Origin of the sequence: Candidatus Phytoplasma asiaticum (assembly GCF_015100165.3) — a bacterium.
Taxonomy (GTDB): domain Bacteria; phylum Bacillota_I; class Bacilli_A; order Acholeplasmatales; family Acholeplasmataceae; genus Phytoplasma; species Phytoplasma citri.
In genome coordinates, this window is the sequence record NZ_CP097206.1 from 277680 (window position 1) to 294307 (window position 16628).

The window sequence follows — 16628 nt, forward strand, 5'->3', positions numbered from 1 at the left end:
ATTATTTTTATTTCGAAATAAAATTTTCATAATTAAAAAACAAAGTAATCAATTCTTTTTGATTATTATTGAATGAGAATATTTATAAATAAATAATATTAATTTTTAGTTTATTAAGATTTTATATATAATTTTCAGTTTAATAAATTTTCAGTTTAATAAATAATTTTTTGTTATGAATATTGAAATATACCGTTTATTTTATTATTTAATTATTTTTTTTCAAATGAATTAAAAATTTTATAGTTTTTATAAATATTTTAATTATGAATATCTTTTATAACCATCAACAATTATATAATAATATTTTGTTGAAATATCATTAACAAATAATATAATCAGGATAGAATAATTGAATTAATAATAAATTTATTTTTTATTATATATCTAAGTCTAGCTTAATCACAAAATTGGAAAAGAAATTTTTCAATAATATTTAGTACTTAATAATATTCAAAGATATTAAAAATTTGTTCGATATTTAAAAGTTATTATTCTTTTTCTAAATCTGTTTTTTAAAATATTTCAATTTTAGGATTAGATCGAAAACTAATCTAAGTTTTGTTTTTAAGCTTAGCATTTGTTATTTTTAACTGTTTTTAATTTCTAAATTTTGTTAATGTAACATTATTTTAGTTTAAAAATTAAAGTTTTTTTAATTGATAAGGTTTATAATTTTGTTAAATATTCTGTATATTATAATTTAAAAATTTTTTTTCAACTTTAAAAAATATATTTAATATTATTTTTTTATAAATGTATTTATTTAATATTTTATTATTTATATATTTATTAAATAATATTTTAATTCACTAATTATTAAATCTAATTTATCTAATTTGAAAAAACTTAGATATTTATGATAATTTTTTTATAAATTTTATATTATTTTTGTAAATTATTATTATTAATATTTTAATTTTATTGGGTTTTTTAATTTAAAAAAATATTGATTATAAAATTGTTAATATCGGAATGTATATTTTTTGAAAATTCCACTAATATTAATATCAAGAAAATTTAAATTCATTTTTGTCAAATAATTTGTTCGTGTTATGGAATTTATTTTTATTTTTTTGAGGTTTATTTGTTAAAAGTAAAATTTTTTCCAAATATTTTTTTAATTATTACGTAAAATGAAAAAAGAATTTAATTAGTAATATCTTTAGCGGTTTAATAACAATAAAAAAAATAATCATTATTCCTTGTTAAAAAAAACAAGATAAAATTAATTGATAAATATTAAAATATTTTTTAATATTTTTTAATTAATATAGTTTTTAGATCCATATCGAATTATGAAATAAAAAGATCTCTCCGAGGAAGAGAGAGATCTTTAGTTTATGATTAAATTTTAATTATTTTAAATTATTCTAGTATTATTTTATCGATTTTGATTATTGTTTCTTTGTAGATTATATATATAACGCCTACTAATTTGTCGATTTATTTCACTGAGATTATTTAATTCATTGTCTATTTTTTCTCTAATTGTAACCATACTAATTAAACGTGTTGAGGAATCTATATTTCTATCGTTAAAAACATTTTCTAATTCTATTATCAAGCTATTTATTTCCGCTTGGATTTGATTTTTTCTTACATTTAAATCTATCCCAGGCAAAGCATATAATTTTTTATTATTAATTAAAAATAATCCTACAAAAACAAATAAACAAATATTTATTATTTTAAATGATAATTTAAACATCAATTAATTCTCCTTTAATTATTTATAATTATTTTTTTGGATCTTTCTGGTTTATGAATTGAAAGGGTATTAAAAAAATTTTTTTATTAAATTAATATCTCGAATATTATTATTTGATGAATTATTTTTATTATTATCTATTGTATCAATTTATTTGAAGTTGAGTTGTTTGTCACAATTTTCGCAACATCCCGTTTTTAGGCGTCGGTTAAGATTAATGCGACCTTGGAATATAAATTTATTAATGATTATATCGGGATTTTCCTTGTAATTACGCATTTTCCTAATTTTATCTTAAGAGTAAACAATCCATGGTTCATGTTAGTTTTTTTCTTTATTAATATAAGAAATACTAAAAAAATATTTTTGTTTAATATTTTTGTTTTCATTAAGATATTTAGGAATATATTTTAATAAATAAAAAAATATATATTATGATTATTTCGGTAATAATCAATAATGTCTTTCTGTAACTGTATTATATTTTCAATATTCAAATCATCTATATCTTTTATTATTTTTTGTATATCAATTTTTATTTTATTATATTCAAATACGATTTCATAATGTTCATTATCTTTATTATTTAAAATATTTAAACATATATTTTTTAATTTATTTTTATGATAATTTAATTTTTGTTCATATTGTATAGGATGCCAGTATTCATTAACTTCTTCTTTGTGCAAATCTATTGTATTACACCCACAACAAACAGCGGCACAAACCTTGAAAAAAAGTAATACTGTTTTAATATATGAATTCATTATTTTTAATTTCTCCTTTTTTAATTAAAAAAAATATATTATTTTTATTCTTTGATCTATATTAAGTTTTTCGAAAGGTTTTACTAATTTTTAATTATTTCGATAAGGAATTCGTGTTTTTTCTATTTTTAGTCAAATAATTTTGTAATTTTTAATTTAATCTTTTGATTGTATTTGTTGAATTTGTAATAATATTAGGAGAATTTGATTTTTATCTTCTTTATCACCATTTAAAATAATCCATTTTGTTATATTTTTGATATCGTTATTAATTAAATTTGGATATTTTTGTTTTGAATTTTCAACAAAATTTATTATTTGTTTTTCTATAAATTTAATTGTATTCATTTTGTATGAAATTGATTCATTTTCATAATTAATTGCCATAATGGAATTATTACTAATAATCAAAAAACATCCTAAAATAATAAATAAAACGAATTTAAAAAATAATAAATTTATTTTTAATTGCAACATTATATAAAATTCCCTTTAATATATTTAAATTATTTAATTCCTATAATTTCTTTTTTAATATTTCTTTTTTAATAATTCGTCAGCAAAGGTAGATAAAAATTATCGTAATAATTCGGAGATTATTTTAAATTCATATTTAGAATTTTCATAATCTATAAAAAGATCGGCGATTAAATTTCAAACAATACCTGTTAATAATATATCAATTAAAATACAAAAAGCCAATAAAGAATAATTTTTATTATTTCGAAATTTAGAATTTAAAGCTCCAATACAAAATAAAAGAAATAAAAAATTATTTTGAAAAGTGAAATTATAAAAAGCGCAACTTATCAAATTTATTAAATTTTGCTCTGAGTAATGTGTATAGTTATAATCCAAAGAATGATTACTAAAAGAATAATTATTTAATTTAATAAAATAAGTGGCACTTGAAAATATAATTAATAAAATTAAAAAAAACAAAAGCTTTACACTAGATAATTTTTTTGAATTATTAAACATAGATAAACTTAATAAAATAAGTGGCATTTGAAAATATAATTAATAAAATTAAAAAAAACAAAAGCTTTACTAGATAATTTTTTTTGAAGTTATTAAATATATATAAACCTTCCTTTTTTATAATTTTAATATTTGTTGATTCATTATTATCATTATTAATATAAAGAATATTAATAATACACACTTCTTTAATAAGTTTATTAATAAGTTTAATATTTTTATTATAGGTTATTTTATAAAAAATTTCATAAAATTTAAATAAAAAATATTTAATTTAAAATGTCATCATTATATAATTTTATAAATTAAATATCCGGGAAAATTGATTTATTTAAAATCATAAAAATTGCTGTGGTTAATGTCCTTATCTTATATTATAAGCTCAAATTTTCTTTGTTAATTCGTTCGTCAATGATTTTATTTTCGTTAATTACTTTGTTAAACATATTATAAACAGTGAATTTCGTGTAAAAATAAAGTAACTTTTCCCATTTCTTGATTATATTTCTAATAACTACTAATAATTTTAATTAATTTATTAATTCTGAATCTAGTAGAGATTAAATCGATAACTTTATTGAAAACTTTGAAACAAAATTTAAAATTGTTACTAAAAGAAAATTCGCTTTCTTTTTCATAAGTTATCATACAATATACAATTATACATTTAACGATAATTTTCTTTGAGATCTTTATATAATTTTTTATATAAAATGATTTTAAAACTTTTTATTTAAATTTATCATTTTTATAAAAAAGAAATATTTCAAAAATAATAAAAACAAATATATCTGAATAATAATTTTTAATATTTATTAATCATTATTTATCAAAAAAAATAAAATTATTATTTTTTAATATTGAAATTTCTTTAATCAGAATATTACTTTATAAATATTTTTTTTAATTATATATATTTAATAATTTCCGAAAATTATTTAAGTAAATAATAAGAAAATAAATTTTAGAACATCTATTCAAATAGATTTATGATTAAAAAAATTTAAATTTATATAACTATATTTATTTATATTAAATATTATTTAATATAACTAATATTTAAGAAACTTATTACGTAATAAAATAAAATAAAACTTATTTAAATTAATTAAATGATTTTAAAAAAAACAAAAATAAGTTTTTTTTAATTATATTTAGAATAAATAAATCAAAAAAATAAATTTTTTAGAAAAAAATAGATAAAATTTTTAAAAAAAGTATTATTTATAAAAATATCAAATATTATGTAAAAACCATATTTTTTATTATAAAGGTTACTTCCTATAATATTAATTATGTAAACCAATTAAATTCAAAAAAATAATTATTTTTAATATTTATAAAATTAATTAACCGTTTTTTAATATTTTTTGATTATTAAAAGTAAATAATATTTAATATAACTAAATATAAAACATTAATTTAAAAATAAAAAAGATTTAATCTAAACATAAAAAATATTTATATCGATAATTTTTTTAAAAAATTACTAAATTAGTTTATTTTTTTTCTTTGTTAAAATTTAATTATATATAAATTTGTTTTGGTTTAAAATTTAAGAAAATTAAAAAGAAAATTTTGAATATTAAATTTATTTATCTTTAGAATAACGAAAATATTTTCGTTATTCGCGGATAATTATAAATATCTCTATTTTTGCTTTTATATCAGTTTACAAAAAAATTCTATATCAAAAAAATTAACAATATTGATAAAATAATAATTTAAAAGATTACTTTAAATAGTTAATCTATAAAAAAATATAAATTTTCATTAATAAACAATTATAATCAGAATAACAAAAGTAAATTAATGATGAATTAGGTAAAAAAATAAAAAGATTTTTTTAATAAATAGATTTTTATATCGTTGCGAACATATATAAAATTTTATAATTTTTATTTTTAAAAAAATACGTTTGGATAAATAAAAAAATTCCTCTTAAAATGGGAGGAATTTTTTATGGGTTTTAATTTTAATTATTTTGTTTCTATAATTTTTATAAATGGTTTTAAATTGAAAGTTACTTTTTTTGTTTTTTGTGAAATATTTTTGTAAATTTCAGATTTTTTTTCTTTTAATTTAAATTTTTTCTCTTCTAATTTTAAAATTTCTTTTGCATCCGCCAAATTTAAATTAGGATTTTTATTATTTCTAAAATAATATATTTCTTCTTCTAATTGTTTTTGTTGTATTGATAATTCTAATAATTTTATATTCATATTTTTGTTATCAGAGATAAATTCTTGTTTTTTTATCGCCATAACTTGATTATTATTTGCCATTAATAATAAACCTAAAATAATAACTAAAAATAATTTTAAGAAATGTAATTTATTTTTTACTAAAATCATTGTCTATCTCTCCTTTTATTATTTGTATATTTCTCGATTGAGAAGAAAATGTATAAAGATATTTGAATTATCTATTTTAATATTAATTTTTGTTATTGTATTTATTTTTTTTAAAAAATTAAATTTGGTTTTTAAGAATTTTATTTTAGTTTGAAAAAATAATTTTTTTTAACTGTATGGGGGGAATACATTATATTGATTCATCAATTTTAAAATCTTTTTTGATTAAATATTAACTAATTGTTATCAAATAATATATTCATTATTAATATAACTTAACTAAATTAAAAGTAAAACAAACAAAATATTTATTAATTAAATTATATTCGTTATATTAATGATATAAATTATTATTTATAAAAACAGGTTTTTATTTTTAATTTTTTATGTAAAATTTTTAATAAATCTAATATAAATTATAATCATTTTATTTTTTATGTTAAAATTTGTAATAGAAATCAATTTTAATTAGAAATTAAATAATCTAAAAATGAATAAAATAATAAACAAAAAATTATTAATAATATTTTTATTACTTCTTTTTATTTCAATATTTTATTATCTTTTAATTGTTAAAAAAAATAAATTTTTCACTCTTAATAATCTTCAAAATAATAATTTCACCCATATTCCCAAAATACTTCAAGGACAACCAAAATCTGAATCTACAAAAGAAGAAAACTTGCAAATTTTAAATAAATATTCTCATTTATTACGTTTTATAGAAAAAATTTATATAAAATATCAAAATAAAATTAAAAAAATTGATAAAGAGTTGAATTTATATCAAAAAGATTATTTGATTTTACATAAAGAGTTACGCCATTATAAAAATTTAGAAAAAAGTTTTCATAACAAAATAGTCCGAATCGCAAAAGAATTAGATTGGAAAAAACAAATATTAATAGAAAATAAAATTTATTCTTTTAAAAAATCTTCTTTAATGATAGAAGAACAACAGCTTCAAGAATTGAAACAAAAAAATGATGACATGAAAAAAATAATACAAGCAAAAAAAGATCAAATTAAACAGACAAAAATAAAAACAATTGAATTGGCCAAATCTAAAAATATTTATCATGAAACACTATATGATTTAAGCGGTTACCCAAAATCCCAAATTTTAAGCAAACTAACCCATCACCAGCCATTGATAAACACTAGAAAACTAAGAACGATTCCCGAAGAGTCAATAATAAACTAAGAAACAGAAGATGCAAGAACATAACTTCTTTCTTGTACATTACTGTAATCAAATAGTTCAGAGGAAACTAAAAGAAAAGTTATTAAATTCATCAATAAACTTGTTTTCTCGTTTTAAAGAGGCAAATTTTACAATAGATAACGAACAGATAAAATCCATAAATCCATAGACATACTAATAATCTATTCTAATTAACTAATAAATTTGAAATCAATATTATATTTATATTTGAATTTGATCGGTTTTTTTCTTCTTATTTTCTTACTTTCCCATATGAGAGAATATAATCTTAATGTAATATTTTTTAAATTTAGAAAAAAAGGAATAATTCAAAAATTAATGACAGAAAAAATCAATAATAACCTCAGAATAGATCAATTATTATCGCTTAAGCTAAAATTTAAAACTGATTTTACTTGAAATTTGTAATTATTGTTTTAGATATTACGAATATACACCAATAATTATTTTAGGTTTTGAATTAATATAATTAAATTTGGCGATATATTCAAATTATTAAATATAATTATTAATTACAAAAAAATAAATTTGATATTATGTATAACATTTGAATATTTAATAGAAAAAACCATAATCAAATTTAATAAAATATTTATTAATTTATTGCAGAACGGAAACAAAAATAAATGACATTAAATTTTAATAAAAATATTTCAATTTTTAGGTTATTTTTTTTATTTTTTCTTTTTATTTTTTTGGTAACAAAATTTTTAATTAGGCAAAATAATATAAATAATCATTATCATTTATATCAAATTTTAAAAAACGATACGATCGAAAAATCCCACAATAAAACAGAAACAAACAACATTTCATCAAATTCATCAAATTTTAGTAAATTTAAAATTAATTTAAAAGATTTTGAAACTATACAAATGTATATTTTTTCCAGTAATTGTTATAATAAATGTTCCATTATAAATAAAATTAATAATGAAGAAAAAAAAATAATTGAAAAAATTAAAAATAAATGGAATTTCACTTTAGAAGTGAATATAAAAAGAGAAAACAAGATTCATGATTTAGACATGAAAATTAATCATTTAATTAAAAACCAAACATTAATTAAATCACAAATTGAAGAATTAAACAAAAATTTTTTTAAAAATGCCAATAATATAAATGAAAAAAAATTATTATATCAACAAAAAATTAATGTTTTGCAAGAACAATATAAATTTAATCAAGAACGTTTTCAAAAATTTGAAAGAATTAAATTTAATTTTATTGAACATTCAAAAAGAATACTAGAAGCTCAAAAACATAAACTTAAAGCAGAATTATACTCTTTTTATGAATTGATTTGACATTAATATAAATTATTAAGTAACTAAAATTATTCAGAATTAAATTATTTTCCAGTAATAGATATAATTAAATCTCTATAAAAAATTGCTTTATCAAAATCTAATTTTTTAACAGCTTCTTTCATTAATTTTTTTAATTTAGTTAATTCTTTTTTGGTAACATTTTTAGGATCAAGATTGATGTCTTTCATAAAATCTTTTTGATTATTTTGATTTAAATTATTAAGATTTAGTTTCTTATTAATAATTTTAGGATTAACATGATATTTTTGATTATATTCTTGTTGAATAATTCGGCGTCTATTGGTTTCGGCAATAGCTATTTTCATAGCGTTTGTAATGTTATCTGCATACATAATTACTTTACCTTGGATATTACGAGCAGCTCTACCAATTATTTGAATTAAACTACTTTCATTTCGTAAAAATCCGGCTTTGTCAGCATCTAAAATAATCATTAAAGAAACTTCTGGCAAATCCAAACCTTCTCTTAATAAATTAACTCCAATTAAACAATCATAAATTCCCATGCGTAATTTTTGTAAAATTTGTAAACGCTGCAAAGCTGGGATTTTACTATGTAAAAAAGTCACTTTAATACCCATTTTTTTTAAATAAAAACTTAAATCTTCACTAAAAGTAATGCTGATAGTGGTTACCAAAACTTTTTCATTTTTAATTTGGCGTTTTTTTATTTCTTCAAATAAATTATGCATTTGGTTTTGAGTTGATCTAATTTCAATTTGAGGTTCTAAAATAAAAGTTGGTCTAATTATTTGTTCCACTATAGGAATATTCTTGTTTAATTCATATTTTCCAGGTGTTGCCGATAAATAAATGATTTTATCTATTTTTTTTTCAAATTCTTTAAATTTTAAAGGCCTATTATCTAAAGCGCTTGGTAAACGAAAACCATATTTAATTAATTTTTGTTTACGTGAATAATCTCCAAAAAACATACCTTTGATTTGTGGAATGGTAATATGAGATTCATCAATAATAATTAAAAAATTTGAACCAAAATAATCAATCAAGGTAGTTGGCGGTTCTCCCTTTTTTTTTAAAGATATATGTCTTGAATAATTTTCGATACCTTTGCAATAACCTAATTCTGTTAACATTTCCAAATCATATTGAGTTTTTGTTTCAATTTTTTGAGCTTCTAAAAATTGATTTTGAGATTTAAAATATTTAATTTGTTGAGTTAATTCTTTTTTAATCCTTTTAATACTTTCTTTTAATTTTTGAGGATTAGTTGCGTAAATAGAAGCAGGAAAAATAATAACTTTAGTTAATTCTTTCACAATGGTACCATCTATCGTATTGAAAATTTGAATATTTTTTATTCGATTATCTTCGAAAATTAAACGAATTGCTTCTTTTTTTAAATTAGAATTTATCAGATCCAAAATGTTACCGTGAACACGAAAATTACCATTTTTTAATTGTAAATCGTTTCTACAATATTGCAATTCTATTAATTTTTTAAATAGTTCGTTCATAGGATAATTTTGATTTTGGTTTAAATACAAAATAGAATTTTTATAATCTTCGATATCCCCAATTCCAAAAATACAAGATACAGATGATACTACAATAACATCATTGTGATCAATTAAAGCGTTAATAGTATTATGACGTAATTCTACTATTTCTTCGTTAATAATTTTTTCTTTTTCAATATAAATATCACGAGATACAATATATGATTCTGGTTGATAATAATCATAATAAGAAATGAAATATTCTACTTTATTTTCAGGAAACATTTCTTTTAATTCCTGAAAAATTTGTCCTGCTAAAGTTTTATTATGAGCAATTATTAAAGTTTTTACATTAAGTTGATTAATAATATTAGCAATGGTGAAAGTTTTACCAGTACCTGTAGCTCCTAAAATTATTTGTTCTTTTTCTCCTTTAGAAAAATTATTCAATAATTCTTTAATAGCTTGAGGTTGATCGCCACTTGGTTGATATAAACTTTTTAATTTAAATTTCATTTTGAGATTTATTCCTTATTTGTTTTAAATATTGACCAGTATAGCTATTCGGATTATTGATAATTTCTTCTATATGCCCTTTAGCTACAATATGACCGCCATTTTTACCTCCTTGAGGTCCTAAGTCGATTATGTAATCAGCATTTTTAATAATATTGAGATTATGTTCAATCATAATTACTGTATTTTTTTGATTAATTAATGTACGTATTAAAGAAATTAACTTTTCAATTTCAAAAAAATGTAATCCTTTGGTAGGTTCATCCAATATATAAATATTTTTTGAAAAATAATTTTTATATATTTTTTTAATCAAAATTAATCTTTGTTTTTCGCCATCTGATAAATGATCTAATTTGCTACCTAATTTTAAATAATTTAATCCTACACTAATTAATAATTCTAAAGCAATTTTAATTTTTTGATGATTATAAAAAAAAGTATATGCTTCAGATACATTCATGTCATAAATATCAGCAATAGTTTGATTTTTGTATTTAATAGTTAAGGTTTCAGAATTAAATCTTTTACCTTGACATTGATCGCAAGTAATTATAATATTAGGCAAAAAACCCATAAAAAATTTTTTAACACCTTCTCCTTGACAAGCATGACAAAAAGCAGAAACAGAATTTAGAATAAAACGACGTTTATTATAACCTTTAGCTTTTGCTTCCGGAGATTGAGAAAATAAATTGCTAACGATTTCTGAAATTCCTAAATAATTAATTAAATGATATTTAATAATTTTATTAAAATTTGGTGATTCTATATAAATAATATCTTTGAAATTATTTTTATCTGAAAAAATCACTTGATTAAATTCACCAGGTTCGATTTGTTTCAAATTTTTATTTTTTTTCAAACCTTTATATATAACTTCATTAAGTAAAGTTGATTTTCCTGAACCAGAAAAACCAGTAATCACAATAAATATATTTAAAGGAATATCAATATTAAGATTTTTTAAATTATTAACATAAGCGTTTCGTATTTGAAGAACATTTGTAGAAGATATTTTTGGTTTGATGACGCTTTCAAAAGAATAAATTTTTTTTAAATATTTACCTGTTAAACTATGTTTATTTTCTAAAATATTATTTATTTTGCCATAACTTACAATAGTACCTCCTTTATTGCTAGCTTCAGGACCTAAATCAATAATATAATCTGCAGATAAGATTATTTCTTGATCATGTTCTATAATTAACACAGTATTACCTAGATTTACTAATTTACGTAAAATTTTAATTAGTTGAATATTATTATATGGATGTAAACCGACAGATGGTTCATCAATAATATAAATAACTCCTGTCAATCGAGAAGCTAGCTGATTAATTAATTTAATCCTTTGTACTTCTCCTCCAGATAAAGAACTAATGTTTCGGTTTAAATTTAAGTATTCTAAACCTAATTTTTTTAATAAATTTAAACGTTTTTTAATAGCCGTTAAAGCATCTTGGATATTGATTTTTGCTATTGAATTTAATTTTATATTTTCTATAAAATTTAATAATTCATTAATAGTTAAATTGGTCAATTCATAAATATTTTTATGATTAATTTTATAAGCTAAAGCATATTTATTTAATCTAGCTCCAGAACAACGAGGACATACAGTTAAAGATTTAAATTGGTTTAACCAATTTTGAATATTATCATAATTAGCAAAATTTTTTTGATAATATTCCAGAATAGGAATAATTCCAATAGGAAATTTTACACTTTCATTAGGCGAATTATCAGGACCATATAATAAAAGATTAATAATAACTTTATTAATTTGGTTTAAAGGCAAATAAACATCGATTTTATATTTATCTAAAAAATCTTTTAGTTTTTCTTGAAGATTTTTTGTAGGATTATTTGGTTGTTCGAAAGGTAATATAGCTCCATTCAGAATAGATTTATTTAGATCTAAAATTAATTTTTCATCAAAAACCATTATACTTCCTAAACCTTTACAATGATTACAAATTCCTTTTTTTTTATAAAAAGAAAATAAATTCATTTTATTTTCTAATTGAGTTAAAGAGTTTTTGCCATCATTATAATTTAAATCAAAAGATATTATTTCTTGATTTGGTAGCATAATTAATATTTTCTGTTTATTAAATTTTAGAGCTAATTCTAAAGAAGAAATTAAACGGGAGGTTATTTGATTGTTTATAGTTAAATGATCAATAATTACAAAAATATTATTTATTTCTTTTATTTCTAATTTATTAATTTCTTGAATGTTATTAAAAGTAAAAAAATTGTTATTGATTAAAAAACGATTAAAACCTTCTTTCATGAACTTTAAGATTTTTGAATGAAATATCTTTTTTTGACTATCATCCAATGGAGATAAAATTATAATTTTTTGGTTGTTAAAAAAATTTAATAATTTATTCATTATTTCTTCTATATTATATTTTTGATAAGGTTGATTATTTTGTATATCGTAATAAACACCTATATGCGCATAAATTAACTGTAAATAATGATAAATTTCTGTAATAGTACCGACAGTATCTTTAGAATTATTCACAATTTTTTTTTGTTCAATGTTAATTACCGGAGCTAAACCCGAAATATAATTAATATCGGGTTTTTTTGTAAATTGAAAAAATTTACGATCATAAAAATTTAAAGATTCTAAATAAATTCTTTTGCCTTCTTGATATAAAATATTTTGTACTAAAGAAGTTTTTCCGGAACCTGAAATACCAGTAAAAACTACTAATTTAAATTTGGGAATTTCAACATCAATATTTTTTAAATTATTTTCTCGAGCGCCTTTAATTATAATTTTATCCTGTAAATAATTAAAATTTTGATTAGCCATAAATATCCTTTTTAATATATAAAATTTAATTTTTTTTAATTTTCAATTAATAAGATTGCCAATATTTTCTTGATTATTAATTTTTCTATGAAAATTAATAGTAAAATTATGAACCTCTTCGCTTAAAAAAAATAAAAAACGGAATAAAAAACTTTTCTGATTTAACAAAATCTCTTTATTAGGTAAAATTAAACTTTCTAATTGATGTTTATTGTTTTTTTTTAAAGCACCTAAATTAAATTCCTTTATTAAATTTTTTAAAATTTTTTGACTGATATTAAATTGCCCTATTCCGCCATCAACTAAAATTAAATCTGGAAAAGGCAAATTAAGATTAATTAATTTTTGATATCGACGTTCAATAGCTTCTGCTAAAGAATTATATTCGTTCGGATAAGTTTGTTTAATGCGAAAAGCGCAATAAGATTTTTTTTGCAATTGATAATTTTTAAACACAATAATGCCACTGACAAAATATTTACCAAAAGAATGGGAAATATCAACCACTTCAATATGATTAATATTATTTTGATAAAATTTAGATAATTCGCTTAAAGCTATTGTGGTAGCTTCTAATTTGGCGCTATATAATAAATTATATTTATTTAAATTTTCTTCTGCGTTTTTTTGAGCTAATTCTTGTATTTGTTTTTCTTCGGTATTGAATTTGACTGAAAATTTAGTATTAATTATTTTTTTTATTTCTGGCTTTTGCTCAATCAAAGAAGGGTTTAAAAGAATTTTTTTAGGTAATAAATGGTTTTGATAATATAAATGTAAATAAGTAATCATATTATCAATGGGATCATCGATATATTCGGAAACTATCTGATAATGTTCTTGAATTTTTCCTTGATACATTTTGAAAATATACAAAGAAATTTCATTTTTATTAAAACAAAAACCAATGATATCGCAACTTAGATTAGGTTTTAATTCAATAAATTGTTTAATAGTGATATTTTTTAAATGTTCTAAAATTTTTTGATATTCTTGTGCTTTTTCAAAATTTAATATTTTAATAGCTGTTTTAATTTCATTTTTAATTTTGTTAAGAATATTTTTATTTTTTCCTTGCAAAAAATCATGAATTCCTTTAATATTCATAGAATAATCAATAGATTTATTATTAGGGCAACAAGGCCCTAAACATTCATTAATTTGATAATAATGACAAGGTTTTCGGGGAATAGGTTGACAACGTCTTAAGGGGTAAATTTTATGCAATAAACGTACTGTTTCTTTCATACTATTGTTATAAGGATAAGGACCAAATAATTTAGTTTTAGCAGGAACTTTTTTATAATAAGAAATTTTTAAACGAGGATGTTTTTCGTTAGTAATTTCAATATAAGCATAATTTTTATCATCTAATAATTTAAAATTGTATTTTGGTATATGTTTTTTAATTAAATTAGCTTCTAATATAAAAGCTTCTAATTCGTTATGAGTAATAATATATTCTACATCACATATTTCTTGAATTAAATTATTAGTTTTTGGATTATGATTTGTTAAGTAAAAATAACTTTTAATTCTTGAAAATAAATTCTTCGCTTTCCCGATATAAATAATATTATTATAACAATTTTTAAATAAATAACAACCAGATTTTTGCGGCAAATTATTAATTTTGGTTAGCAAAAGAAAATTAATTTTATTTTTTGTTATTTTTAAAGACATATTTCATTTAATTACCATATTTAAATATTTTCTAAAAACGCAATAATTTTAAATTATTTATTCTATTTATTTTTTCAAGATTTTTTTTGACTAAAAAAGGCATCATATATAGATGCCAATTAATTTATTTAAAAAATAAAATATTTAATAATTTTTTGAATTTAATATTAATTTTATAATAACTGAAAAACAATAAAAAGGCAAGTTTTTTTGATTATTAACTTTGTTTGAATCCGGATATATTAAATTTATTTTTAGTCATTTTGAATGATAATTTAATTGCAAAAATAACAAAATTTTCTATTTCTATTTTTATTTTAAAATATTTTCTCAAAAAAATTATAATTATGTATTTAATTTTAAGAATCATTGTTTTAAATAGGATTAATTTATAGGTGATAACGTATCCTATAGATTATTATTTTTTTGTTTAAGAGCTATTATTTTATTATAGATTTTGCTACTATTTTTAATAGTAAAAACTTTTTTTTAAAATAATTTGATATATTCTAAAAATTTGGTTATTAAACTTTGAATTAAAATTATATTATGTTATGTAACTTGATTTAAACATTTTTATTTTTTTTCCGTGATTATGATGTTAATTTTTGTTACAATTGCATTTGAGCTGGTCCAAATTATAATAACAATAACGATGATCATATAAAGATGATCATATATATATCTTTTTGGCTAATTTCAATTATATATCTTTTTGGCTAATTTCAATTATATAAAATTTTATTTTTTCATAAATATAAAATTTAATAATTATTAATGAAATAAATTTTAAGAAAAAGGAATAAAAAATATATTATTTACATTATAAAAAAATTTTTAATTCCGGCTAAATTGATTACTTTCAATATTAAAAAAATACATCAAAAGATAAAAAATATATTTTAATTAAAAAGAATATGAAAATTATTTTATTAGTTATAATTTTTACAATAATATCGATTTCAATCTTAATATTTCGTTTGTTTTTTTTCAAAAGAAAATTACAACAATTTTCTCAATACATTAGACAAAAAATAAATTATATCAATACATTGATGAACAAAATATATGAAAGTATTCGAGTTCGCTATCCTTCTATTTATTATGAATTACAAAAAATCGATAATTTTGTATTATCTAACAAGTTTAAATCATGTTCTATTGAAAAAATAAAAATAATTTTAAAACATTTGGAAGATATTGAAAATATTTTAATTCAAGTACACTGCCAAAAAAATAAAAACAATCAAATAGAATTTAGTATTCCTTATATGATGCTTTTAACATATAATCAAATAATTGAAATTTTATTAGATAAATATGGAGAAGTACCTGGAAATTATTTCTTGAATCGAAAATGTACTCAAATAAATGAATATATTAAGAGATCTTCAGAAGGTTTACAAATACATCATATTAAAGAAAATGAAATGAAAGGGTTATCTAATCCTGAATTTGCTCAACAAGCTCCTTTTAGTTATCAAATGGGATGTAATTTAGTTTATTGTAATTTATTAGAACATTTTTTGTTGCATTGTAAAATTTGGGATCATTCAACTAACCCATTACAAATTGATGTAGGAAAAAATGGAGCTCAAATATTGTTAAATGAATTAGAAAAAATTCATTTTTATAATGCTTGGCAATATCAAAATTATAAACGTAAAGCAGCTCAAACCATTTTTTTTCAAAAAAAATCATTTTTTCAAATTCGTAGATTTTTTATAGTTTTACAAATAATTAAATCTTAATAAAATATTAAAGAAA

11 protein-coding genes are annotated in these 16628 nt (G+C 18.6%); 3 read left to right on the top strand and 8 right to left on the bottom strand.

Going from position 1 to position 16628, the window contains the following annotated elements; all coding sequences use genetic code 11:
* Nucleotides 1–1384: 1384 nt before the first annotated feature.
* From H7686_RS01225 to H7686_RS01245, 5 genes are all read right to left on the bottom strand, one after another.
* Nucleotides 1385–1711 (bottom strand): SVM family protein, encoded by a 327-nt coding sequence (locus tag H7686_RS01225; RefSeq protein WP_193621977.1) that lies wholly within the window; start codon nucleotides 1709–1711, stop codon nucleotides 1385–1387.
* A 410-nt stretch (nucleotides 1712–2121) separates the two neighbouring features.
* The gene (locus H7686_RS01230; RefSeq protein ID WP_193621976.1) at nucleotides 2122–2478 is read right to left on the bottom strand and encodes a hypothetical protein; all 357 of its coding nucleotides are present in this window, start codon (nucleotides 2476–2478) and stop codon (nucleotides 2122–2124) included.
* Nucleotides 2479–2634: 156 nt separating this feature from the next.
* Nucleotides 2635–2955, bottom strand: coding sequence for an SVM family protein (locus tag H7686_RS01235; RefSeq protein WP_193621975.1), 321 nt, complete (start codon nucleotides 2953–2955; stop codon nucleotides 2635–2637).
* Between the two features lie 177 nt (nucleotides 2956–3132).
* On the bottom strand, nucleotides 3133–3486 hold the full coding sequence (locus tag H7686_RS01240) for a hypothetical protein (protein ID WP_444517561.1): 354 nt from the start codon (nucleotides 3484–3486) through the stop codon (nucleotides 3133–3135).
* 1952 nt (nucleotides 3487–5438) lie between these two features.
* Nucleotides 5439–5813: an SVM family protein gene (locus H7686_RS01245; protein WP_249175831.1), complete on the bottom strand. Its 375-nt coding sequence runs from the start codon at nucleotides 5811–5813 to the stop codon at nucleotides 5439–5441.
* 490 nt (nucleotides 5814–6303) lie between these two features.
* Here H7686_RS01245 and H7686_RS01250 point away from each other — a divergent pair, with 490 nt between their 5' ends.
* Both H7686_RS01250 and H7686_RS01255 read left to right on the top strand, forming a co-directional pair.
* Entirely contained in the window at nucleotides 6304–7017 is a 714-nt protein-coding gene (locus H7686_RS01250) for an effector (protein WP_193621973.1), read from the top strand.
* Between the two features lie 647 nt (nucleotides 7018–7664).
* Nucleotides 7665–8345 (top strand): hypothetical protein, encoded by a 681-nt coding sequence (locus tag H7686_RS01255; RefSeq protein WP_193621972.1) that lies wholly within the window; start codon nucleotides 7665–7667, stop codon nucleotides 8343–8345.
* 44 nt (nucleotides 8346–8389) lie between these two features.
* On the opposite strand, the gene uvrB is transcribed toward H7686_RS01255, so the two are convergent.
* The 3 genes from uvrB to uvrC are packed head-to-tail and all read right to left on the bottom strand — an operon-like array spanning nucleotide 8390 to nucleotide 14861.
* A complete protein-coding gene (gene uvrB / locus H7686_RS01260; protein ID WP_193621971.1) occupies nucleotides 8390–10345 on the bottom strand; it encodes an excinuclease ABC subunit UvrB in 1956 nt (651 codons plus the stop codon).
* Nucleotides 10335–13178 (bottom strand): excinuclease ABC subunit UvrA, encoded by a 2844-nt coding sequence (gene uvrA, locus H7686_RS01265; RefSeq protein ID WP_193621970.1) that lies wholly within the window; start codon nucleotides 13176–13178, stop codon nucleotides 10335–10337. The genes uvrB and uvrA overlap by 11 nt, the downstream gene beginning before the upstream one ends.
* A 42-nt stretch (nucleotides 13179–13220) precedes the next feature.
* Nucleotides 13221–14861, bottom strand: a complete 1641-nt coding sequence (uvrC, locus tag H7686_RS01270; RefSeq protein WP_193621969.1) for an excinuclease ABC subunit UvrC — start codon at nucleotides 14859–14861, stop codon at nucleotides 13221–13223.
* A gap of 1052 nt (nucleotides 14862–15913) precedes the next feature.
* Between uvrC and H7686_RS01275 the strand changes: the two genes are divergently transcribed.
* Complete coding sequence (locus tag H7686_RS01275; RefSeq protein WP_444517562.1) at nucleotides 15914–16612, top strand: hypothetical protein; 699 nt, start codon at nucleotides 15914–15916, stop codon at nucleotides 16610–16612.
* The last annotated feature ends 16 nt before the right edge of the window (nucleotides 16613–16628 follow it).

Excerpts from the sequence above, each read along its gene's own strand:
- uvrA (WP_193621970.1), bottom strand. The coding sequence starts at position 13,178 with ATGGCTAATCAAAATTTTAATTATTTACAGGATAAAATTATAATTAAA.
- H7686_RS01255 (WP_193621972.1), top strand. The coding sequence starts at position 7,665 with ATGACATTAAATTTTAATAAAAATATTTCAATTTTTAGGTTATTTTTT.
- H7686_RS01240 (WP_444517561.1), bottom strand. The coding sequence starts at position 3,486 with ATGCCACTTATTTTATTAAGTTTATCTATGTTTAATAATTCAAAAAAA.
- H7686_RS01245 (WP_249175831.1), bottom strand. The coding sequence starts at position 5,813 with ATGATTTTAGTAAAAAATAAATTACATTTCTTAAAATTATTTTTAGTT.
- H7686_RS01250 (WP_193621973.1), top strand. The coding sequence starts at position 6,304 with ATGAATAAAATAATAAACAAAAAATTATTAATAATATTTTTATTACTT.
- H7686_RS01230 (WP_193621976.1), bottom strand. The coding sequence starts at position 2,478 with ATGAATTCATATATTAAAACAGTATTACTTTTTTTCAAGGTTTGTGCC.
- uvrC (WP_193621969.1), bottom strand. The coding sequence starts at position 14,861 with ATGTCTTTAAAAATAACAAAAAATAAAATTAATTTTCTTTTGCTAACC.
- H7686_RS01225 (WP_193621977.1), bottom strand. The coding sequence starts at position 1,711 with ATGTTTAAATTATCATTTAAAATAATAAATATTTGTTTATTTGTTTTT.
- uvrB (WP_193621971.1), bottom strand. The coding sequence starts at position 10,345 with ATGAAATTTAAATTAAAAAGTTTATATCAACCAAGTGGCGATCAACCT.
- H7686_RS01235 (WP_193621975.1), bottom strand. The coding sequence starts at position 2,955 with ATGTTGCAATTAAAAATAAATTTATTATTTTTTAAATTCGTTTTATTT.